Below are 21,131 nucleotides of genomic sequence, written 5' to 3'. Positions count from 1 at the left end.
TTACAGTATTTTACCTTTAATATGTTTCGTTTTATCATAACAAAAGATGATGTTTTTGCTCAAAAAATGTAAATGTGTACAGTGTATCAAAAAAATATTGGACAGAATGATGTCTAAATCTGGCGCATTATTAGACAAACGCCAAGGATTTTGCACAAATTATGGTTGCGGATTAAGATATTTTTTATGATAAATCTTGCTAAAACGGTAAACAGCAACCGCCCCCACCGCCAAAGCACCCAACCCCAACAAATAAAGCCCCCAAGCAAAAACCAACCCACTCCCCACAATACCCTTCTGCCACTCCCACGCAAAATCCACCCGATTCTGCAAAGGCCAAGCCCCCACAACCACATACGCAAACCCACAAACCGCCAACAAAATAGCCACATGCTCCTCATGCGTAATAGCTTGGGGGTTAATGTTACGACTACAATAGAGGCAAAGACCAACTGTGCCAATGAAAAGCGCCGGAACACTTGTGACAAAGAAAAGCGGGGTTATGGCGCCGCGAGGCAAAAAGCCCGGATAGGTGAGAAGAGGCAAACCAGAAACGTCTGCTGCGCCGTCAAAAACTGTCCAGCCTGTGAGGATAACGGAGGCTAAATAGACCGCGCCATAAGTAGCCAAAAACAGGCTCACCGATACCTTGTGTACCTTAAGGTCGGCGGCAATTTGGCTTATGCGGGAAGCGTGATTGTGGCGCATGGAGTAGTCCTTTATAGAGGGTTTATCGGTTGGGTCAATAAAAATCATGTGCATAAAAGGATCTGATGCATAGTTGAAGGATTTTCAGGCAGTGCGCTGGTCAGCATACCCATGGAGCAATTTTTATAGCGGCGCAGCAGGTTTGTTGAACCTATTTGGCGTCTATTTGGATCCTATTAGTGGTTCTATGCAGAAACTATAGAGGGGTAGGTCCGCATTGGCGGTTTTTGGGGGCATTAAATGTTGGTTTCCGCTAAACTATTAAATCCAGCAGCCCTAAAGTTGGGTGATGCCAAACCTTTCACCTCAAACCGTCTGGAACCTCAAAGACGCCGACTTCACAGAACTACTCAACAGCGGCACATTCAAACCAACACAAAACACCATCCGCTTCTATGCCCCCAGCTTTTCCTACTACAAAACCAAACACTTCTGCACCTCTACCAAAGCATTCCCAACCATCTCCGTCACGGGTAACGCCTGCGCCCTAAACTGCGGTCACTGCGGCGGCAAAGTGCTACAAACCATGCACTCAGCCACTTCACCAGAAGAACTGTATGCGTTGGGCACTAAGCTAAAAAAGGAGGGCGCAATGGGGTGTTTAGTTAGCGGCGGTTGCCTACCTGATGGTTCGGTTCCGCTGGATGATTTTGTAGATGTGCTGGGATTGTTGAAGCGTGAGTTGAGGTTGACGGTGTTTGTACACACAGGCATCATCAGCCCCCAAACGGCGGTTGGGTTGAAGGATGCGGGGGTAGATGCGGCACTCATTGACGTAATCGGCTCACAGCAAACCATCCGAAAAGTCTACAACCTAAACGTATCCGTCGACGACTATGCCAATTCATTAAAAGCCATCTTTAATGCGGGGCTAAGGGTGGTGCCCCATGTGATTGTAGGATTAAACGAGGGCAAACTCGACGGTGAATACCACGCACTCGAACTCATAAAAGATATCCAACCAGCAGCGTTGGTGATAATCGCATTTATGCCTATCCACGGAACAGCCATGGCAAAAACACCGCCCCCCAGCCCAATCGAGATCGCAAAGGTTGCAGCCTCTGCGCGACTCATGTTTCCTCAGACCCCTTTGACGCTGGGCTGTATGCGCCCCAAAGGCGCGGTCCGCGGCGAAACCGACGTGTTAGCCCTCAAGGCGGGGGTGGATGCGGTAGCGTTTCCAAGCGATGCAGCCGTCGAATACGCCAAAACGAAGGGGTACAAGGCTGTGTTTTCTTCGTTTTGTTGTGCCCAAATTTATGCGGATTCATGCAAGTAGGTGAGCTAAAGCTTTTAAGTGAATCAAGCACACAAGGGTTCGGTGGAATAATGAAGAAACCTCTCGCTGCATCAGCAGTTTTTCTTTGGATTTCATCAATTATGCTAACGGTTGCTGCCCAAACCAGCACCCCAGCACCCTCAGAAACCCCAGCTAACTGGATAGTCGGAATCCTCACCGTAGCAATATTGGCGATTTTTGCGGCAGTGATCGCCTACGCCGCATTCAAGCTAATCAGGAAATGGAGCCGCGAATAAGCTAACGCTTGATTTTTTGAAGCATTTTTATGCTTAGCACGATTGCCCAAGCAGATACCGCGACTGCCGAAATCGTTTCAGGAATCGCCACGTGGGGCACATAGTTGATTGTTAGCTGTAAAACCCAAGGCAACGCCGCCACTAACCCAATCAGAACCGAAAACGCCGCCAAACCCCATTTACGTTCCAAAGCAAACGAGCAGGTTAAGATGAAGAGGGCAATAGGGGCCAAGACAAAAAATGCCACCGAAACCCAGTAGTGGGTGGGGGAGAAATTCTCGTTGAAAACGCCTATGGCTATTAGGGCTATAGTTGCGCCTGCGAAAACGGCTGAGCCGACTTTGCCTGCTATGCTTTGGAAGTAGTTGAAGAGTCCTATTGTTGCGAAGATGAAGGCTAACACGCCGCTTAGGCAGAGTCCAGAATTAAAAAGGGGTCCTGTGATGCCGGGGACTACGCCGAGGTCGCTTAGGGCGTTGTTGGTCCAGCTAAAAGAGGGATAGGTGACTATTGCTATTGTGATGCAGGTGAAGGCGATTATGGGTGTGGCGACTCCTGCCGCGCCGCCGATTTGCAGATAGAGGTGCTTTGGAGACAACGTTTGTTCCTCAACACAGAGCATTAGCACTTTTAGTTAATTTAATTATTCGTCTATGCGGGCACGTAGCGCCGTAGTCTCTGCAAGGACTGCAACTTTTCGGTTTCACCGATGCGAGCTGCCTCGACTGAATTTCGCAGAATCTGGATGGACTCATCCATGGCTTTGCGATTCACCGGAAACGGCACGCCATCTTTGCCGCCATATGCAAAGCTGAATTTAACAGGGTCCTCCCAACAGGGTTCCTCACCATAAATGAGCTCCGCTACAAGCGCCAATCCACGAACGGTTGCGGGACCGACACCTTGGAGGCTTAAGAGTTCCTCGTAGTTTTGGGGTTGAAAATCGTAAACTCGGGTCAGGGTGTCCCAGTTGATGTTGCGGGGCATGTTTAGGGAGTTGAGGGTTTGCTGCCATGGGTCATCTGAGGGGGGAAGCCATGTCTGCAGTGATGCTTGGTTGGGGGCTCGGGCTGCTGATTCGATTAGGCGGCGCAGTTTTTGGGTGGGTTCTTTGGCGAGGTCTACGCTGGCTTTGCGGGCGCTTTCACTTGTGGCGGCTACCATGTTTAGTGCCTTGGTATGTTTGGTTCCGACTATGGCGTTGTGGGGCTCCACTACAAAGTTGCTTGTGTTATCGGAGAGCCAGTGGTAGCGGCGCGCCATGCGTGCTTCGTCACTCATGCCCTGCTGGATAACTGCCCATTTGCCGTCTCTGGTGACTAAGAAGGCGTGGTGGTAGAGTTGATAACCAGCTTGAATGGCAGAATTGTCAACTTTGGCGGCCATGCGACTATTGTAAGTTAACTGTTTTTGGGTTTCTTCACAGAAGTCGAATTTTTGTGCTGCCGCCTCGATGTCGCTGGGGGTTTTTCGGCTGGTTTTGCCTTTGCCGCCGCAGACTACGATGCCATGGGTCTCTGCGGAGAGGGCGTTTTTGAGGATACCAGTGACGACTGTGGTTACGCCGCTACTATGCCAATCATAAGCAAGAACACAACCCAGGGCTTGGAACCAGTAGGGGTCACTTAGGTGCCTTAGTAACTCGTCGGGACCATATTCCTCAACCATGATGCCTGCTATTTCATGGGCAAGTTTACGCATTCGCCCTGTTAACCATGCAGGTGCTTTGCCACCATGTAGAGGCAGATTAGCTACGCCAGACCGATACATCATGACCAGTTGCAGATGGATTAGGCGGGGATATATTGATTATTGCAACCAAGATGTAAAGAAAATAAAGCGATACGCTGCATCCTAAACATTAAAAGAGTAAGAGAGGCAAGTACAAACAGCTGCATCAAACTATCAATAAAAAGTGGCAATATGTGGCAGCTAAAGGGATAAATCTGTGCCAATACACGCTAGTAATAGATGTCTTGTATAGTTTGTAGCGACACAGCAAACCAAAAATTCGTTGCAACCGAGATGGCTTTTGGCTTCAAAGAGAAGTTTGAGTACTTTCAATGCAGCAGTTGCGGTTGTCTACAAATAAAAAAGGTCCCCGACAACCTCGAAAAGTATTACCCCACAAATTATTACAGCTTTGATAAAGCCAGCGCCAGTTTAAAATACATTTTATGGTCAAAACAGCTACGGCAAGGTCTATCAGGCAACCCAGCACTCACCAAGATGCTTTACCGAATAGCCCCCGCACTGTTTAGAGACATCTACTCAAAAGGTATGCTCAACGTTAAACTCAAAAAGGACAGCCGAATTTTAGATGTGGGATGCGGAACAGGAAAGTTCCCCTATATCTTGGCGTTAGCGGGCTTTAGAAACCCCGTAGGCATAGACCCCTACGTCTCCGCGGGATTGTCATACAGTAATGGCGCAATCATAAAGAAAGAAAAAATCGCCGATACTGAAGGCAAATTTGATTTAATTCTTTTTAACCACTCCTTTGAACACATCAGCAACCAACTTGAGACACTAGTTAAGGTTAGATCATTACTAAGCGACCGGGGCCTATGTGTCCTGGTTATGCCCACTGTTTCGAGCTACGCATGGACGCACTACCGCGAAAATTGGGTCCAACTCGACGCACCCAGACATCTGATTCTGCATTCTGAGAGAAGCTTAAAGAAACTTGCAAAGGCAGCCAACCTGCGCGTTATGGACATGATATATGACTCGAATGCGTTCCAGTTCTGGGGCAGCATCCAATACCAAAAAGGCATAGGGCTTTTCGAACAAAAATCCTACCTCACCAACCCGAGAAAATCAATCTTTTCCAGCCAAGAAATAAGGGCATTCAATAAATACGCAAAAATGTTGGATGCAAAACGGCAGGGAGACACCGCCGCGTTTTTGTTAGCCAAAAACTAAGCGGGAACATCTAGTTTCTGGTGGTTTTTGCCTGCGCCTTGCTGGATTTTTAGAGCGGTACAGAGCAAAAAAAACAAGCTGTAAGATTGAAGGATTTTGAGGAGAAAATTTTTGGTTAAGCGAACCGAGCCGTGCGCTAATGACGGAGCAGCGCAGAAGTAGGGTGGGCGACGCCTTCCCCGTCGGTTAGCAGCCTGGTTCGCTCAACTCTGTTGGCTATCCCTTGCATTCCAATTAAGTGCTAAGCCGTTGGGAAAATATAAAAGAATGTGATTGCATACTGTTACAACAAGTAACGAGTCGAAAATACGCCCGTTAGTAAGACAGGCAAGCACTCATTGTCTGCCAAATTGGCTTAAATTACGCCCTAAACGAGCCAAATTGATACATAAGCGTCCAAGCAAACATAGCACTGTACGTCCAACATAGATATTTTTAAACAAACGTGTTAGTGCAAACCATAAATATAGTAACAAACGAGATATGCTACTCGGGATGCCGAGAATGAATAGAACCGAGGCAGTCACCTACCTAAAAGACCTTTTAATTGTTTGCAATCAAATGTCGCCCGACTCGGTCTCTGTTGAGAATTTCCAAACCGACTCGTCAGGATACAGACTACACATAACAGGCAGCCTACAAGAAACAGACAAACAAAAAGTCAAAGACATCGCCAAAAAACACAGCCTAGAAGTACAAGAAAACCAAAACGGCGTAATCGTCTTCACGCCTAAGTAAAACGCTTAAACTTATGCCCACAATTAGAGCAAACATAGAGTTCAATGCAAAACACTGAATTTTCGATAGAGCGCTCGGGTTTATCTAGCTCCTTTCCGCATTTAGGGCACTTTACCATAGCTTAAGCTCTTTCAATAGTACCGTACTCGCAAGGATAAAAAATTTACTGTTTAAAAAAAGCAACTGCCAAAACATTGCAGAAGCACTAAAAAAATACAAAAAAGTTACGGATTAACTGTTTTTAGCCAATCCGTCAAACCTAACCGCATCTGCTCTATACTGGGAAAAACATGCACATCCTCAGTTGCCTCCAACCGACGTACCTGCTCAGCTTCCTCTTTGCGCACACGCAGCTTCATCTCTTTACCGTTAGGAAGCTTAGTGTAGAGCACACTTTCCTTGTAATCAACAGGCAACACGTAAACGGGCACAAACGCTTTGAGACTCATAATCGCCGAGTTAGTGATTAACGTGTCACCGATACCGTTAACGAGTTTTGCCACAGTGTTTGAAGACGCGGGAGCGATTAGGAGGAATTCATATTTGTGCATCTGCATCCAAGCAGCCAGAAACGGCGAATTCGAATTTGACTCCACCATAACCTTGGCGAAGTTTGCTTTGAGGTCTTCATCTAAGCGATAGAACTTGAGCATGGTGTCAGCGGCTTTGGATAAGTAGACGTCAATTTCGACTTTGTCGGCTGCTTGCTGCTTGAAGGCTTTCATGGTTTCGATGATTTCTTGGATTTTGTCGCCTGCGCCGGTTATTCCCCAGGCGATTTTTGTTTTCTTAACTTTTGCTTCAGTCATAAAATCACCATTACTTTTTACAATGAAGGGTCATAAATTCAGCAAACCGTTTAGTTGTCTTCTTAAGACTTCTAAACCCTTCCTCGTCTAGTTTCACACCCTCTAGGGTGTCTTTGCTCCAGAAGTTTGCGCCTAAATTCGCGCCGAAGGGTCCACCGCCCACGGGAATCATGCCGTTAATGATATGGAAGGTGTGGATTTGCCAAAGAGCCAACTCCTGCCCGCCAGCACGGTCGCCGCCAACGGTGATGCCCATGCCTATTTTTCCGCGGAAAAAATCTTTATCCGCAGCTACCAATGCGCGGGTTCGGTCCATCACGGCTTTTATTTGTGCGCTGACGCCGCCGTTGTAGACTGGGGTGGCGAAGATTATGCCTTTTGCTTTGGCTAAGAGTTCATAGATTTCTTCCATGTCGTCTTGGTAGGTGCAGGTTTTGTTTTGGAGGCAGTAATCGCAGTGCATGCAGAATTCAAAGGATTTCCCCCGCACAGTCCAAAGAGCAGTTTCAAAGCCCTTCTCTTTGAGCATTGACAGGGCTTGTTCGAGTACGTATTCGGTGGCTTGTTTACGTGGGCTACCAGAGATTCCAACAATCAACATAACGGTCAAAGCTAGATAACGCAGGTTTAGATTAAAGGCTTCCCCCAGAAGGCGCATTTTGAGTTATTGTGAAGCGCCGACCACACAGGTTTATGTGTGCGCAAAAAACAGACTATCTCAACTGCACGTTTCTTCTTGTGGAGGTGAATCTATGGTTAAAATCTTGACTGCGGATGGGAGAGAAGAAAAATTTGACAGCCGAAACGTCGAGGTTGACCTTGTGAAGGTTGGGTTGCCTGACCGCGTAGCTCGAGAAGTCGCTGAACGACTTGAGGAACGTGTGCAAGACGGTTGGACAGTAGACGAGTTAAAGCAGGAAACCGACGTGGAACTACGCAGGCTAGAGGAGGACATTGACCGAGCACATAACGCCTACAAGAGTGCGGTTCCTATGGGCAACCACAATGTGGGGGAACAAAGGGACTCTGGTGAAGGTGATTCGGAGCCTAATGCGCATCCGAGATCAGAGTCAAAAGTGGAGTGCAAAAACGTCGAATAAAAAATAAATTGTTTTTTGAAAACAAAAAGGAAAGAGTAAGAGTTGCTTACTCGCTTTCGAAGTATTCTTCGGGTTTGGGCGGTATTGGTGTTAAGCCTCTGCGTTCCCGAATCTTCTTGATGGTTTCAGCTTGCATCTGTTCTGGAACATAGGCCCATCTGCTGAATTGGGTTGCCCAGAAAGCTCGACCTTGGGTGCTGCTGCGGAGTTCGTCGGCGATACCGAATGATTCAGAGACTGGCATTTCGGCTTTGACGGTGATCATGTCTTCTTCGCTTGGCATGTCGAGGATTTTGCCGCGGCGTTTGTTGAGTAGGGTGATGACGCTGCTGACGAATTCGCTTGGGACTTTGCATTCGAAGCTCATGATGGGTTCGAGCAGTTTTGGATCAGAGAGCAGAATCGCGCAGTAGATTGGTCGCCAGGTCATGGGGATGGCTTGTGCGGGTCCGCGGTGGACTGGGTCTTCGTGGAGGGTTATATCTTCGAGGTTGATTTTGAGGCCGTAAGCTGGTTCCTTGGCAAGCGGTGAGGTGTGGACTGCTTCGCGGAAACCGGTCTTTATGTGGTCGATGATTTCTTCGACGTATTGGCGTCCTCGGATACGGTTACAGAGGATGTTGTTTTCTTCAACAGCAACTGCGCCTTTCGCGTCTTCTGGTTCCCATCCTAAAGTTCTGAGTGTTTTTGTGCGTTCATCTTTGCTTTGCATGTCAGTGATTTTTTCGGATTTGATGGCTTCGATAACATCATCGCTGAGTTTCTCAATAGTTATCCAGAGTTTGTTATGTTTGTTGGGGCTTTTACCCATAATTGCTGGGCCCTTGTAGTCATGACTGATGGTTTCTCGGAAGATGACAATGGGTTTACTGAGTTTGACTTTGAGACCGGCTTCTTGCATTCGATAGGCGGTGATTTCAAGGTGCAACTCGCCCATACCAGAGAGGAGGAATTCGCCTGATTCTTTGTTCATGATGAAGTGCAGGTTGGGGTCTTCGGTGGTGAGTTTGTGCATGACTTTGTCGAAGAGGGGTAAGTCTTTGACATCTTCGGGTTCAACTGCCACGGTGACGACTGGGTCAGATACGTAACGTAAACCTTCGAAGCTGTGGATTTCGATGCCGGCTTCGCCGACTGTTTCACCGACGTGTAGGGCAGGTAAACCAGAGATTGCGCCGATGTTGCCTGCAGGTACGCGGTCAATAAACACTCGGTCGGTTGCCATGGACATGAAGACTTGCTGGATTGTGCCTTTTTGGCCTGCACTGACTAATTGTACTTCTTTGCCTTTTGTGATGGAGCCACTAAAGATTCTGCCGATGGCGACAGTGCCGCTGTGTGGGTCAACTTCGATGGTGGATATGCACATGAGCAAGGGTGCGTTGGGGTCTACTTTTGCCATGCCGATGCCGACTGTACTTTCTGGGTCGCCTGGCCAAATCTGTGATTGACGGTAAGGTTGAGCTATAAGTGGGCTGGGTAAGTGTTGGCAGAACATGTCAAGGATTGGTTCGGGCAAGGGCGCTTTTTTGCTGAGTTCGTCAACTTTTCTGCCGACGTCTGCTGGGTCACCGGTGTATGCGTCGATGATGTCTTGGAAGCTGATTTTCTTAAGCTTCATGTGGTCAAGGTTGAGACCCCATTTGTGCAGGGCAGAACCGAAGGCGACGCGGCTGTCTTCGATTTTAACTTGCCAGTCCTGTTTGTGGTCTGCAGGGGCATATTTCTCGATTAAAGTGTTGACGCGGAGGAGAATCTTGGCGAATTTCTTCTGAATCTCCTGAGGTGTTAGTTTAATTTCTTTAATTAAACGGTCAACTTTGTTGATGAATAAGAGTGGTTTAACACGTTCACGCAACGCTTGCATCAGGACGGTTTCGGTTTGAGTCATGGGTCCTTCTACGGCGTCCACGACAACTAGTGCTCCGTCGACTGCTCGCAAGCTACGAGTGACTGCGCCTGAGAAGTCGATGTGTCCGGGGGTGTCTATGAGGTTGATTAGGTAGTCTTGGTTGTTGTAGCTGTGGACCAAGCTGACGTTTGAGGCGAAAACGGTCATTTGACGTTTTTGCTCAAGATCCCAGCTGTCCAAGAAAAGTTTTTGGCCAGCGGTTTGGGTGCTGATGATACCTGCGTGTGCAAGTAAGCTGTCAGATAGAGTTGTCTTGCCGTGGTCAACGTGTGCAATGATGCTTGTGTTGCGGATAATTGTGGGGTTATTCATCAGTTTAACTATTTCTTCAGTTTGCCTATATCGCGCCATACTTACGCTTTCTCCATTTTATGTAAAATATTACCTTGAAATGCTTGTTTTTTAATTATTTGAAGCATTATTTTTGATCTCTCATGAAATTGGTAAGCTACAGGGAAATTGAGTTTGTAGCCTATTAACTTTATGGCATTATTCTTTGAAACAATTGGGTTACAAACAGGTTAATGACCAATCTAAATAGAAAAAGCGGAGCATTTTTTGGGAGTTTTTAGAAAAAAGGTTAGTTGTGGTCGTGTCTGGTTGGGTCAACCGCGGTTTTTGTTAACCTTCGGGCAAAGAATTTACGGGCTTCCTCCGCGAAGATTACCACCAACGCCAACCCAATTAGGTACGCCCAGTCCGAGAGACCCAGACCTGTCGTGCCAAAGAACTCTTGAAGGAAGGGCACATAGATCAACACCGCCAAGATCGAGAGTTGCGCGATGATGCCCCAGATTATCCATTTGTTCTTAGATAGGCTGGTCTTGAATATGGATTGCTTGCTGGTGCGGCTGACCAAGACGTTACCTGCCTGCGCCACTACGATTCCTGCAAACGTCATTGTGACTCCTTTGGTGTAGGTGCCGCTAGTGTAGAATGCGTTTGTGTAGAAGGCGCTGTCTGTGGGCAGAGGCATACCGAAGTACCAGCCGCCAGCCATCCACGCGTTTATGCATCCATACATTGCGCCTACGGCAATGATTATGCCGATGTAGAGGGAACGTGCGAAGACTTTGCCTGTGAAGAGGCGTTCTTTTAGGCTTCGGGGCGGTTCCTCCATGATGCCTGCCTCAGGGGGTTCTTGGCTAAGCGCGAGACTGGGGATAACGTCGATCGCTAAGTCAATAGCTAACACCTGAATAACTAGCAGCGGAAGCGGAATCGCTAACACTGCGTAGAGCACGTAGGGGATAAGTTCAGCCCAGTTGTGGCTAAACACGTAAACAATGAATTTGCGAATGTTCTCGTAAATTGCGCGACCTGATTCTACAGCCTTAACAATCGAGGCGAAACTGTCGTTGAGCAACACGATGTCTGCGGCTTCTCTTGCCACGTCGGTGCCTGATGCGCCCATGGCAACTCCGATGTCGGCTTCTTTTAGTGAAGGAGCATCGTTAGCGCCGTCTCCAGTGACTGCAACGACTTGACCGCTTTTCTTGAGCACGGTAACGATGCGGAGTTTCTGTTCAGGTGAAACCCGAGCGAATATCACGTCGCCTTTTTTGACTTCATCCACGATGGCGGGGTCGTCTATGTCTTCTAGATCTGTGCCTTTTATTACTCGGCTATTTTCTTTCTCTACGATGCCGACTTCCTGAGCGATAACTTCCGCTGTTGGACCATAGTCGCCAGTGATTATGACGGTTTTGATGCCTGCTTGTTTAGCTTTAAGGACGGCGTCTTTGACTTCAAGTCGGGGCGGGTCACGCATTGCTGCCACACCGACAAAGACTAAGTCGTTTTCGACGTCTTGACCTCTGTATTCTGTATTTTCTAGACGCTTGTATGAAACGGCAATTACGCGTAAACCTTCGTTGCCTAATTCATGGATTTTGTTTTCAGCATCACCATAGAGTTCCGCTGTTAGAGGTTGCTCTTTGCCGCCAATTAGGATTCTATTACAGAGGTTCAGAATGGTCATGGGTGCGCCTTTAGTATAGACGAGTATGTCAGTATTGTTGACGGCATGAATGGTAGTCATGCGTTTACGTTCAAAACTGAACGGCAAAATATCGATGGTAGGCTTTTCCTCGCCTGACTCGTCTATGTTTAAACCGTATTTGAGCGCGGCAACCAATAAGGCGCCATCTGTGGGGTCGCCGATGACGCTCCAGTTGCGGTTGCGATCTGAGGGGGGATCAATTTTGGAGCCGTTACAGAGCGCCACGATTTCAAGGAGCTGCTCTAAAGATTTGGTTTCGCCACCGCGGAGAGGTTTGCCGTTAATTGTAAAGTCCCCGACAGGGTTGTAGCCTAAACCTGAAACCTCAATCAGACGGTCTTTGACCCAGAGCTTGTTAACGGTCATTTCGCCTTTAGTGATAGTGCCAGTTTTGTCAGTGCATATAACGGTGACGCTGCCTAAGGTTTGCACAGCCGATAACCGTTTCACGATTACATTGTGCTTAACCATCTTTAGCACGTTGATGGCTAAAGCGCTAGAAACAGTGACTTGTAGACCCTCAGGAACACAGCAAACCATGACACCAATCATGAAGAGGATGCTTTTGTCAAGGGGCACCTGTAAGAAGAGAAAACTTGCAGCAAAGAATACCGTGCCAACAACCACAGCGATTATGAAGTCAGTTTTTGCCATCGAAGCAATTTCTTTTTGCAGAGGACTCTCTTCTTCGCGAATAGTCTGGGTTAAGCTGGCGATTCGACCAAACTGGGTACCCATACCAGTCGCGTATGCAACCGCTTTACCTTGACCTTTGGCTACGCTGGTACTCATGAACACAAGGTTAGGTGCATAAATGAAGGCTTTTTCAACTGTTTGAATAGTGTCGGCGACGCGTGGTTGAGGTTCAGATTCGCCTGTTAAGGGGACGTTGTTGGTCCACATGTCAAAGACTTCAATTAATCGGGCATCTGCTGGAACACGGTCGCCTTCTTCGAGGTAAATAATGTCTCCTGGGACGATTTCTTTGACCATGATTTTTTGGAGTTCCCCATCGCGGAGAACCTTTGCGTATTCAGGCATCCAGCTTTTGAGTGTTTCCATCGCTTTTTCTGCGCGGGACTCTTGAAAGATGCTGACAAAAATGTTAACAAAAACCACAGCGAGAATGACCAAACTCAAAGAAGGACTTGTTGGAAAAGATAGGGCTGCGGCGACCAAAAGCAGAACGCCGAAAAGATCACGCAGGTGCTTGATGAATTTACGAATAAATGGGATTTGACGTTTTTCTTGGAGACTGTTAAAGCCATACTTCTTAAGGCGCAGCTTAGCTTCTTCGCTAGTTAAACCTTCCACTGAAGTGTTTAAATCAGTAAAAACATCTTCAATTGGTTTAGAAGCCGCTTTCTCCAAATTTCAATCCGTCCAAACCCTCAGTTAACCACGTTAGTAATGAACATCTCCAACTAAACAGAGATAGGCAACCTGAAGTAAAGCAGTTACGGATGCCGAACCTTTTTTGAGTGAATCTAAAGGATGATTCATAAATATCCTCAGTCTGTAAACGTGAGTCTATTTTTTGGGTTTTGTTTGGCGTAATGGTGAAATGTTGCATTTAAACTAATCGGATTATATCGCGAATTTATCTTAGAAAAAAAGAGCCGTAAAGGCGAATTGCGGATATGCGCTCGATTTGCCATTGTGGTTTCTCAGGGAAATTTGTTTTGCATACAGAAAGCTGAAAGTCATTTAACCTTTTTTGCGAATCAGGCTTTACCAACTTGCAAAGTGTAATCAACCGCTTGCTTACTACAAGTTTAGTGAGCACGCCTGCCTAGAGCAGCCCCACTAGCCCAACCAAGCGCTACAACAATCAACTTAGCCCTATACAGTCACTGAGAGAACTGGCGTTACCTATTGGCGGGTACCGAAAAAAGGATATAGGACAAAACACCGTTTCTCAAGTCAAAGACGGTGAATAGACACGGCATCTCCTAACGCTGAAGAAAACAATAACGAAATGGTCGTTACGCCTTGGGAAGTTAAGGGCAAAGTGGATTATGAACGTCTGATCAAAGAATTCGGCACTCAACCCCTAACCCCCGAACTCCTCAAAAAAGTTGAAACCCACACCGACAAGCTACATTTACAGTTAGAACGTAAGATTTTCTTTAGCCACCGCGACCTCGACACCGTGCTCGACCTCTACGATAAAGGCACCAAATTCGTGCTCTACACGGGCAGAGGACCCAGCGGACCCGTCCACATCGGTCACCTTGTGCCATGGATATTCACGCTACATATGCAGCAGAAATTCAAGACAAGGCTCTACTTCCAAATAACCGACGACGAAAAATACCTCATCAACGATGAACGAAACCTTCAAGATACCGCCAAGTGGAGCTACGAAAACGCGCTGGACCTCATCGCACTCGGATACAAACCCGAGGACACCTTCATCATCTACGACACTAAAGACATCGACCTCCTCTACGACATCACCCTCGAAGTTGCCCGACGCATCACCTATTCTACGGCGCGGAGCAGCTTTGGCTTCCAAGACAGCACCAACATCGGCTGGGTATATTGGCCCGCCATCCAAGCCGCACCCTGCTTCATCCACAAAAAACTCACAGGCGAAAACGTCCCCGCACTTATACCCGCCGCAATCGACCAAGACCCCTATTGGCGCGTAACCCGCGATGTCGCAACCAAACTGGGCTACTATAAACCCGCCCAAATTCACTGCCGCTTCCTCCCCGGACTGGGCACCGGAGGCAAAATGAGTGCATCCATGCCTGAAACCAGCATATTTACCGTGGACCCCCCTGACGTGGTGAAAAAGAAAATCTGGAACGCCTTCACGGGTGGCAAAGGCACCGCGGCAGAGCAACGCAAACTGGGCGCAGACCCAAGCATCTGCAGCATCTTCCAGTACTATTATTTCCTCTTCGAAGAAGACTCAGCTAATCTACAGGAGCGGGAACGCAAATGCCGAGGGGGAGAGATGCTTTGTGGGGAATGCAAAAAAGACATAGCGGAGAAACTCAACAAGTTCCTCGAAGCTCACCGAGAACGCCGAGAGAAAGCCAAAGACAACATCGAAGCCTACCACATAAAACGAAAGTAAACTTAGTCGTTGCCTTCCGATTCTGCATTTGTTTCACAGTTGATGCCCAACGCGGTTGCCAACTGTTTGAGCTCTTCAGCGTTAATCAAGTCTGAATCTAAGTAGTCTATTATGCGGTTTTCGTCTAAACCTAATGCACGCGCCTCATTCACCGCGGTCTGATAGGCTTCAAGTTCTAATGGTCGTTGGACATAAGGCAATGCCTTGTTAGAGTCTTTACCATCAAAAACTTGTTGGACATGAACCAACTCATGAATGACATCAAGATAGAGGTCGGTAAAGTTGCCGCTTTCCATATAGCGGGGATTAATTAAGAGTCTGCCTTCGTAGTCAACTCTCATGTAGAGGGTGGTATGTGTGAATTCTACTTCGAGGTTTGCAAGAACCTCGGGCGTGGAATCACCGAAGATTTGTTGCACTGCAGACACATCTTCGAATTTTTTAAAGTGCTTTTGGAATGCACATATGGGGTTTGTTATTTTGCGTATTATCTCAACAGTCAAATTGTTTTATCACCTGCTTTGCTTAAAAGTTAACTAAAAAGGGATATCCATCATATTTTAGTGGTTTCCCGAGAAAAGAAGATTTTGCTTGGATAAATGGCAGGTTTCAAAAAAAGCTGAATTTTATGTGCCTGTGATGTTTGTGGTGAATTTGAAACGAATCGGGGCGGCCATGAACCGCTTGTAATGGCTGCTTCGGTTTCGGATCCCGCGGTTTTTGAATGCAAACGTAGAGATTGCTTCCCAGAGAAAAACCCAGCCGCCAATCGTGATGCCTTCCAACGCAGTGGTTGTTACGACGTCGTGAGTGGTTAAGCTTGCCAAAAAATAAGCGGTGAAAAGCAGAATGAACGCTATGCCCACGTAAAAGAGACCTTTCTGATAGGAGCCTCGAATCTCCCGCTCTAACTGGCGCTGTATGAAAGAGAAGTAGGTTTTTAGTCCAAACGTGATGCGTTCTTCTCGTTTGGGGTCTTGGTTTTCGTTAAGGATGTTGAATTGCAGAATTATATCGTATTTTAGGGGGATGTCGGCTGAGGAGTCTTCGAGGTAGATTCGGAGTTCGTTGTTGAGGTCGCGGTTTTTGAAGGGGGAAGGGTCTAACTCGTTAAATATGTCGGCGTAGTTTTCTAGGGCTACGGCTATGATGAAGCTGCCTGTTGATGGGTCTTTTTCATAGATTTTTTCTAAGGAAGAGTCGTTTCTTTTCACAACATAATGCAACACAAAACACTATTTATCTCATATGTAACTCTAAACAAGCGATATTTATCAAACCATTCAACCAACAGAGTGTTTATACAACGCCCAAAAAAGATCAAAGTCGCCACCTTAAGAAACCAAAATAAACAAGCAACCCAACATTACCTCTTGGTGATTTATGTGTCAGCAAAAACACCCGTTAACATTAACTCCGCTTATCGTCTTATCCACCCCATGCACACTGTCATAGTAAGTTGTGTGGGCAATAGCGCCAAACCAAACATCACTACTCTTGCATGGGCCATGCCAACTTCACAAAAGCCACCCCTCGTAGCAATAAGCATCGCACCCACCCGCCACAGCCACACCCTAATCGAAGAATCAGGCGAATTCGTCATCAACATCCCCACCATAGAAACGCTTCAAGCAGTCTATGCCTGCGGGTCACTAACAGGACGGAGTTTTGACAAATTCAAAAAAACCAACCTCACACCGTTCCCAGCCAAATCAGTCAAAGCCCCCATAATCCGCGAATGCATCGCCCACCTTGAATGCGAAGTCGACGGACAAATGACCACAGGCGACCACTCCATATTCGTCGGAAAAATCCTCGAAGCCTACGCAGATCCCGGAGTATTTACCGATTCAGGATACGACCTAAAACGCGCTCGAATGCTCTACCATGTTGGCGGCAACAACTTTGCGTTACTAGACCCCAAACTCTACAAAGCCTAAACAGAAAACCAAGCTTGCAATAGGTAACTTGAGAGCAGAGAAGACTGCTCATCACGAACCTATTTGCAGTCTATTTGGATCCTAATATCCAAGCTATGCTGAAACGATAGAGAGGGGAGAGATGCAGCCGACATATTTGGATCATATTAGAAACTCATTGCAGAAACCTAAGAGGGGTAGGTCACTATTGACGCAAAAACAGCCCATTAACGGCGACCCCATTTTAGATTTTTGTGGTTATGCATTTAAGTGTCAGACGCATTTATTGGGTTTTAATCGTTGGTGAGTCGTTATGTCCTACGATAGTGAAGAGCTCGCGAAATTCCGTTTATCGGGTAAAATTCTGCGTGAAACCCGCGAAGAAATGAGAAGCTACGTAAAAGAAAACATGCTCCTAATTGATGTCTGCGAAAAAGTAGAAGGCACCATCCGAGCCAAAGGCGGCAAACCCGCGTTCCCCACCAACGTCAGCATCAACGAAGTCGCCGCACACTACACAGCCCTCCCCGGCGACACCTCCCGCATCCCTGAAGGCTCCACCGTGAAAGTAGACCTCGGCGTCCAAATCGACGGATACGTCACCGACACCGCATTCACCGTCGCATTTAACTCCGAAGGCAAAAGCATGACCGCCACCGCCGAACTCGCCCTAAAAACAGCCATAGAAAACATACACGGCGAAATGACGCTGGACCGAATCGGCAGCCTAATCGAAACCACAATCAGAAACCGAGGATTCAAACCCATCAGCAACCTCACTGGCCACTCTGTTGGTCGCTACCTCATCCACGCAGGAACCAGCATTCCCAGCGTCGCCTCACCGGGCAATACCCAAAAAATCCACGCAGGCGAGATCTACGCCATCGAACCCTTCGTCACCGCCCCCGACGCTATCGGCCGAGTTGACGATGCCCCACAATATACCATCCATCGCCTCCTAAGAGCAAAATCAACCAAAAGCCCCGCTGCGAAAAAACTGCTCAAACACATTGAGGCAAACTTCCACACGTTGCCCTTTGCGGAACGCTGGCTAATCGGCGTCCTCCCATCTGGTCAGCATAAGGCGGCGTTTGAAGAACTCAAAAAATCCAAAGCAATCATGAGTTACCCCGTGTTTGTTGAGGCAAGCAGAAAAAGCGTAGCTCAAGCCGAGCATACGTTACTAATAAAAGAAGAGGGTTGTGAGGTTTTAACCTAACTAGACGTTGTAGGTTTTTTCTTTCTCTTTGACTTCTTTGTAGATGGCGGTTATCATTTGTTTGCTGCCGCATTTCTGGCAGACATCACTGGTTTCTTTGAACACGTAATCGCCGCGTATGAATTCCCGCTGTACCTTGTTGCTGCAGCCTTTGTTTTGACATTCCACAGTCGTCATCACTTTAGGTATGTCGATTTTCATTTGTCCCGTTTGCCTCCTAGATTGATAGAACATAAACCCAGAGAGCGTGAAACAAATTAATCCAATCGCAGCCAACACCATAGCCGCTAACTCATCGCCAGTACTGTACGCCATCGATGCCAAAAGCAACGCGGCGATGCTAAGAGCCATGACGATAAGCACAATCATGGTGAGGTAGGTGGAGATTTTTTGGGTGGCAGAAGATTTATCGTTCTGCCGTGTAGCTTGCAAACTTCGCATTATTGACCGACTCCGATAGAGTTGCCGACACCGACGATTATGACTGTATCGCCTTCTTTGGTGCGTTCCTTAACAACATCGCGGACACGTTCAATTACGGTGTCAACGGCGTCGTTGATTTCTTTACGCATAGGTGAAACCGCGTCTCCAATGTCTTCTTTAACTATAACAGCATAGGTACGTATCTTGTATTTGGCGAGTTTCTCTTCAATCTTGAATGCATCGACTCCGGGGCCACCGATGGCTGCACCGATGCCCTCTGAGACTTCACCGACCATTTCGCCCTCCAGTTTGAGACCTGCATCAATCATGATCAGGCAGGCGATTTTGCCCTGGTTTTCTTCTATGACATGTTCCACGGCGTCGCCGGGTTTACCGACGTTCCCGCCTGGACCTTCAGCTTTCAAGACCAAAGCGGTGCGTCCTTCGAATGGAACGGTTGCGACAACGCAGTCTTTGGGGACTTTGCGTGCTTCGAATCCACGCATCATTTTTGATGCGATGAGGGGTCCGACGCTGTCTCCGATGGGTTGACCATACGCGAAGGCTTTGAGTGCTGAAGCGTAGGCTTCGGCTTCCTTCATGACCATGGGCAGTATCATTTGGAGTTGCATGATGACGTAGAGGCTGAGTGTCTTTTTGCCTTGGATGTAGTAGTGGCGTACGACTTTGTAGATGAAGTGTAGTGCCATTGCTGCTTCGAGGGTGTTTTCGAGGTTGTTGGTTTGGACTTCGTCATTTGCTGCTGCAGGCGCCATGAGTCTGATTTCTTCTTTCAGGCGTTCGTCTCTAACGTCTAGGATGTGATCCAGTTTGTAGACGATTCCTGCAGGGTCCATGTTTTGGGGTGCGATTGTGAAGTAGTCGAGGTAGCGGTCCACGCGTGCAGTGGGGTCAACTGTTGGTTTGCCGATTTCTTTGATGGCGTCTATAGCGATTTTTTTGCCTTCGTCTTTGATGTATCTGAGTTTGTGCAGGCTGTTTTCGACTTCGCGAACCATGATGTACATCTGGATGCGTTGTCCGTAGAATATGAAAACTATGAAAACGACGTAGAATGCCCAACTGACGATTTGGCTAAGTATGTCGCCGCCGCCCGTTGGAACAAGCTGATTAGTGTAGGTGGATGGAAGTTGCGGTATCATAGTAATAATTCATTCCTTCACTATTTCTCCCAAAACAATCAGCACACATTTATAAGGATATGCTAAATCTCTCTAAAAACTGCCCTTTTTTTGGTGGCAATAATTAAAAAGGGTTGCCAGCTTTCCCAGGTTCACGTGGCCTAAGACCACACTACAGCTGGAAACGGAACACGGTTTAACTTCTGAGTTCGGTATGGGATCAGGTGGAACCCGTGCCCTTTGGCCGGCAAACCCAACACTACTCCCCCACACCACCTTATATACCTTCAGGTACTAGCAAGCAAAACGTTTGGAGGGCACCAAAAAGGCAGCTCTAACATGCCACAAACGGGTTACAGAGCGAATTTGTGTCAGAAAACTCCGTCAAAACACAGGGAACATCCGCCAATGAGACAATAGAGGACCACGCATCGAGCTCTAACAATTATTTATAGCCGCTTACCAAAATAAAATTGGAGATTCGAATGAAGATTGTTGAGGGCATCTATCGGGCTGATGAGGCAAGCAACAACATAGCCCACAGTAACATCTACTTCATAGTAAACGGCGAAAAAATCACCGTAATAGATACGGGTACACAGGGAAACGCCAAGAAAATTGTGACCGAACTTGAGAAACTTGGATATCACGCCAGCGACGTCTCAACCATTATTTTAACCCATTTCCACATGGACCATGTTGGCAGCGCAAAAGACCTCAAAGAAGCCACAGGCGCCCAACTTGCCGCAAGCGCAATAGACGGGGAGATTATAAGCGGAGTAAAACCGTACCCTAAACCCAAAAACCTCTTGATGCGCGCCGCCACCTCCCTCATCAAAGCATCACCCGTCCACCCAGATATTACACTCAAGGACAACCACGTGATTGCAGGATTGAAGGTTATTGCTACGCCCGGACACACGGAGGGCAGCATCATGCTTCTGGACGAAGAAAGGAAGGTTCTGGTTGCAGGAGACACCCTGCGGTTGGATGGCGAAAAAGTGGTGACGGGACCAAAGCAGTTTGTATGGGATGAAAACAAAGAAAGAGAGTCTATTCGAAAAGTTGCGGATTTAGATTTTGAGGTGCTGCTTCCGGGACACGGTGAGCATTTGAAGGGCAACGCGTCGGCGGCTGTTAAGGCTCTTGCGGCTTCTTTTAAGTAGCCATTTGAAGTCATACAAAAGAGGGATAGCTCTTTAGAAAATGGCTTTTTAGCGGTTCATTACGTCGGCTAACGCAAACACGAAATCTTCAAGAACATCAATGGTTTGCCCAAACTCCAATGTTGCAGTAATTGTGGTGACAGGGGTTGCTCCATAAACAACCATATGAGTAGAGCTTTCGTCTATGGGCTTTAGTTCAACCTCAAGCATGGAACCATAAGAGGTAAGCGTATCATCCGTTCTAACCACCATTTTGTGGGCGGCATCATCTTTTTCTTCAATAGCCCAACCTGACTCATCCACCGCCACTGGGATAGCCTGCCATATGGATTCAAGCGGAAAATCAATATCCACTTCCTTTTTTCTTTGCCTAATAGTAGCCATTTTTCCTCACAAAAAACTCTAAGCGGCAGGGTATGAATGTTTGCTTCAAGCGCTAACGCC

21 protein-coding genes and 1 rRNA gene are annotated in these 21,131 nt (G+C 47.4%); 9 read left to right on the top strand and 13 right to left on the bottom strand.

Features of this window, described 5'->3' with window-relative positions; translation table 11 throughout:
* Positions 1-159 precede the first annotated feature (159 nt).
* Complete coding sequence (locus NWE92_05730; protein MCW4029129.1) at positions 160-756, bottom strand: hypothetical protein; 597 nt, start codon at positions 754-756, stop codon at positions 160-162.
* 241 nt (positions 757-997) lie between these two features.
* Between NWE92_05730 and NWE92_05725 the strand changes: the two genes are divergently transcribed.
* Complete coding sequence (locus NWE92_05725) at positions 998-1,987, top strand: radical SAM protein (GenBank protein MCW4029128.1); 990 nt, start codon at positions 998-1,000, stop codon at positions 1,985-1,987.
* Between the two features lie 50 nt (positions 1,988-2,037).
* Positions 2,038-2,244, top strand: a complete 207-nt coding sequence (locus tag NWE92_05720) for a hypothetical protein (GenBank protein MCW4029127.1) — start codon at positions 2,038-2,040, stop codon at positions 2,242-2,244.
* A 1-nt stretch (position 2,245) separates the two neighbouring features.
* Here NWE92_05720 and NWE92_05715 read toward each other — a convergent pair whose 3' ends face one another.
* Both NWE92_05715 and NWE92_05710 read right to left on the bottom strand, forming a co-directional pair.
* Positions 2,246-2,842 (bottom strand): DUF998 domain-containing protein, encoded by a 597-nt coding sequence (locus NWE92_05715; GenBank protein ID MCW4029126.1) that lies wholly within the window; start codon positions 2,840-2,842, stop codon positions 2,246-2,248.
* Between the two features lie 53 nt (positions 2,843-2,895).
* Positions 2,896-4,017: a DUF763 domain-containing protein gene (locus NWE92_05710; GenBank protein MCW4029125.1), complete on the bottom strand. Its 1,122-nt coding sequence runs from the start codon at positions 4,015-4,017 to the stop codon at positions 2,896-2,898.
* Between the two features lie 198 nt (positions 4,018-4,215).
* On the opposite strand from NWE92_05710, the gene NWE92_05705 reads away from it, so the two are divergent.
* Both NWE92_05705 and NWE92_05700 read left to right on the top strand, forming a co-directional pair.
* Positions 4,216-5,169 carry a class I SAM-dependent methyltransferase gene (locus NWE92_05705; GenBank protein ID MCW4029124.1) on the top strand — a complete coding sequence of 318 codons (954 nt, stop codon included), beginning with the start codon at positions 4,216-4,218 and terminating at the stop codon, positions 5,167-5,169.
* A 504-nt stretch (positions 5,170-5,673) separates the two neighbouring features.
* Positions 5,674-5,907: a hypothetical protein gene (locus tag NWE92_05700; GenBank protein MCW4029123.1), complete on the top strand. Its 234-nt coding sequence runs from the start codon at positions 5,674-5,676 to the stop codon at positions 5,905-5,907.
* Between the two features lie 224 nt (positions 5,908-6,131).
* Here NWE92_05700 and afpA read toward each other — a convergent pair whose 3' ends face one another.
* A complete protein-coding gene (gene afpA / locus NWE92_05695) occupies positions 6,132-6,716 on the bottom strand; it encodes an archaeoflavoprotein AfpA (GenBank protein ID MCW4029122.1) in 585 nt (194 codons plus the stop codon).
* A 10-nt stretch (positions 6,717-6,726) separates the two neighbouring features.
* Entirely contained in the window at positions 6,727-7,317 is a 591-nt protein-coding gene (locus NWE92_05690; GenBank protein MCW4029121.1) for a flavodoxin family protein, read from the bottom strand.
* 151 nt (positions 7,318-7,468) lie between these two features.
* Between NWE92_05690 and NWE92_05685 the strand changes: the two genes are divergently transcribed.
* The gene (locus tag NWE92_05685; protein MCW4029120.1) at positions 7,469-7,816 is read left to right on the top strand and encodes a hypothetical protein; all 348 of its coding nucleotides are present in this window, start codon (positions 7,469-7,471) and stop codon (positions 7,814-7,816) included.
* A gap of 46 nt (positions 7,817-7,862) precedes the next feature.
* Here the strand turns inward: NWE92_05685 and NWE92_05680 are convergent, their stop codons facing one another.
* Positions 7,863-10,079, bottom strand: coding sequence for an elongation factor EF-2 (locus NWE92_05680; protein ID MCW4029119.1), 2,217 nt, complete (start codon positions 10,077-10,079; stop codon positions 7,863-7,865).
* A 229-nt stretch (positions 10,080-10,308) separates the two neighbouring features.
* Complete coding sequence (locus NWE92_05675) at positions 10,309-13,101, bottom strand: cation-transporting P-type ATPase (protein ID MCW4029118.1); 2,793 nt, start codon at positions 13,099-13,101, stop codon at positions 10,309-10,311.
* A 607-nt stretch (positions 13,102-13,708) separates the two neighbouring features.
* Here NWE92_05675 and NWE92_05670 point away from each other — a divergent pair.
* Positions 13,709-14,818, top strand: coding sequence for a tryptophan--tRNA ligase (locus NWE92_05670; GenBank protein ID MCW4029117.1), 1,110 nt, complete (start codon positions 13,709-13,711; stop codon positions 14,816-14,818).
* A 2-nt stretch (positions 14,819-14,820) separates the two neighbouring features.
* Here the strand turns inward: NWE92_05670 and NWE92_05665 are convergent, their stop codons facing one another.
* Together NWE92_05665 and NWE92_05660 are read right to left on the bottom strand one after the other, a co-directional pair.
* Positions 14,821-15,321 (bottom strand): hypothetical protein, encoded by a 501-nt coding sequence (locus tag NWE92_05665; protein MCW4029116.1) that lies wholly within the window; start codon positions 15,319-15,321, stop codon positions 14,821-14,823.
* Positions 15,322-15,444: 123 nt separating this feature from the next.
* Positions 15,445-16,032: a hypothetical protein gene (locus NWE92_05660; GenBank protein ID MCW4029115.1), complete on the bottom strand. Its 588-nt coding sequence runs from the start codon at positions 16,030-16,032 to the stop codon at positions 15,445-15,447.
* 171 nt (positions 16,033-16,203) lie between these two features.
* Here NWE92_05660 and NWE92_05655 point away from each other — a divergent pair, with 171 nt between their 5' ends.
* Positions 16,204-16,758: a flavin reductase family protein gene (locus NWE92_05655; protein MCW4029114.1), complete on the top strand. Its 555-nt coding sequence runs from the start codon at positions 16,204-16,206 to the stop codon at positions 16,756-16,758.
* A 292-nt stretch (positions 16,759-17,050) separates the two neighbouring features.
* The gene (gene map, locus NWE92_05650; GenBank protein ID MCW4029113.1) at positions 17,051-17,956 is read left to right on the top strand and encodes a type II methionyl aminopeptidase; all 906 of its coding nucleotides are present in this window, start codon (positions 17,051-17,053) and stop codon (positions 17,954-17,956) included.
* Here the strand turns inward: map and NWE92_05645 are convergent, their stop codons facing one another.
* From NWE92_05645 to rrf, 3 genes are all read right to left on the bottom strand, one after another.
* On the bottom strand, positions 17,957-18,397 hold the full coding sequence (locus NWE92_05645) for a hypothetical protein (GenBank protein MCW4029112.1): 441 nt from the start codon (positions 18,395-18,397) through the stop codon (positions 17,957-17,959). It abuts the gene before it with no gap.
* Positions 18,397-19,542 carry a DUF1512 domain-containing protein gene (locus tag NWE92_05640; protein MCW4029111.1) on the bottom strand — a complete coding sequence of 382 codons (1,146 nt, stop codon included), beginning with the start codon at positions 19,540-19,542 and terminating at the stop codon, positions 18,397-18,399. Before NWE92_05640 ends, NWE92_05645 begins: the two co-directional genes overlap by 1 nt.
* 111 nt (positions 19,543-19,653) lie before the next feature.
* A 5S ribosomal RNA gene (gene rrf, locus NWE92_05635) occupies positions 19,654-19,773 on the bottom strand.
* 233 nt (positions 19,774-20,006) lie between these two features.
* Between rrf and NWE92_05630 the strand changes: the two genes are divergently transcribed.
* A complete protein-coding gene (locus NWE92_05630) occupies positions 20,007-20,687 on the top strand; it encodes an MBL fold metallo-hydrolase (protein MCW4029110.1) in 681 nt (226 codons plus the stop codon).
* Between the two features lie 48 nt (positions 20,688-20,735).
* On the opposite strand, the gene NWE92_05625 is transcribed toward NWE92_05630, so the two are convergent.
* The gene (locus NWE92_05625) at positions 20,736-21,071 is read right to left on the bottom strand and encodes a hypothetical protein (protein MCW4029109.1); all 336 of its coding nucleotides are present in this window, start codon (positions 21,069-21,071) and stop codon (positions 20,736-20,738) included.
* Positions 21,072-21,131 lie beyond the last annotated feature (60 nt).

This window comes from Candidatus Bathyarchaeota archaeon, assembly GCA_026014745.1.
In the GTDB taxonomy this organism is placed as follows: Archaea; Thermoproteota; Bathyarchaeia; order Bathyarchaeales; family Bathycorpusculaceae; genus Bathycorpusculum.
This window is presented reverse-complemented; position numbering and strand designations above follow the sequence as displayed.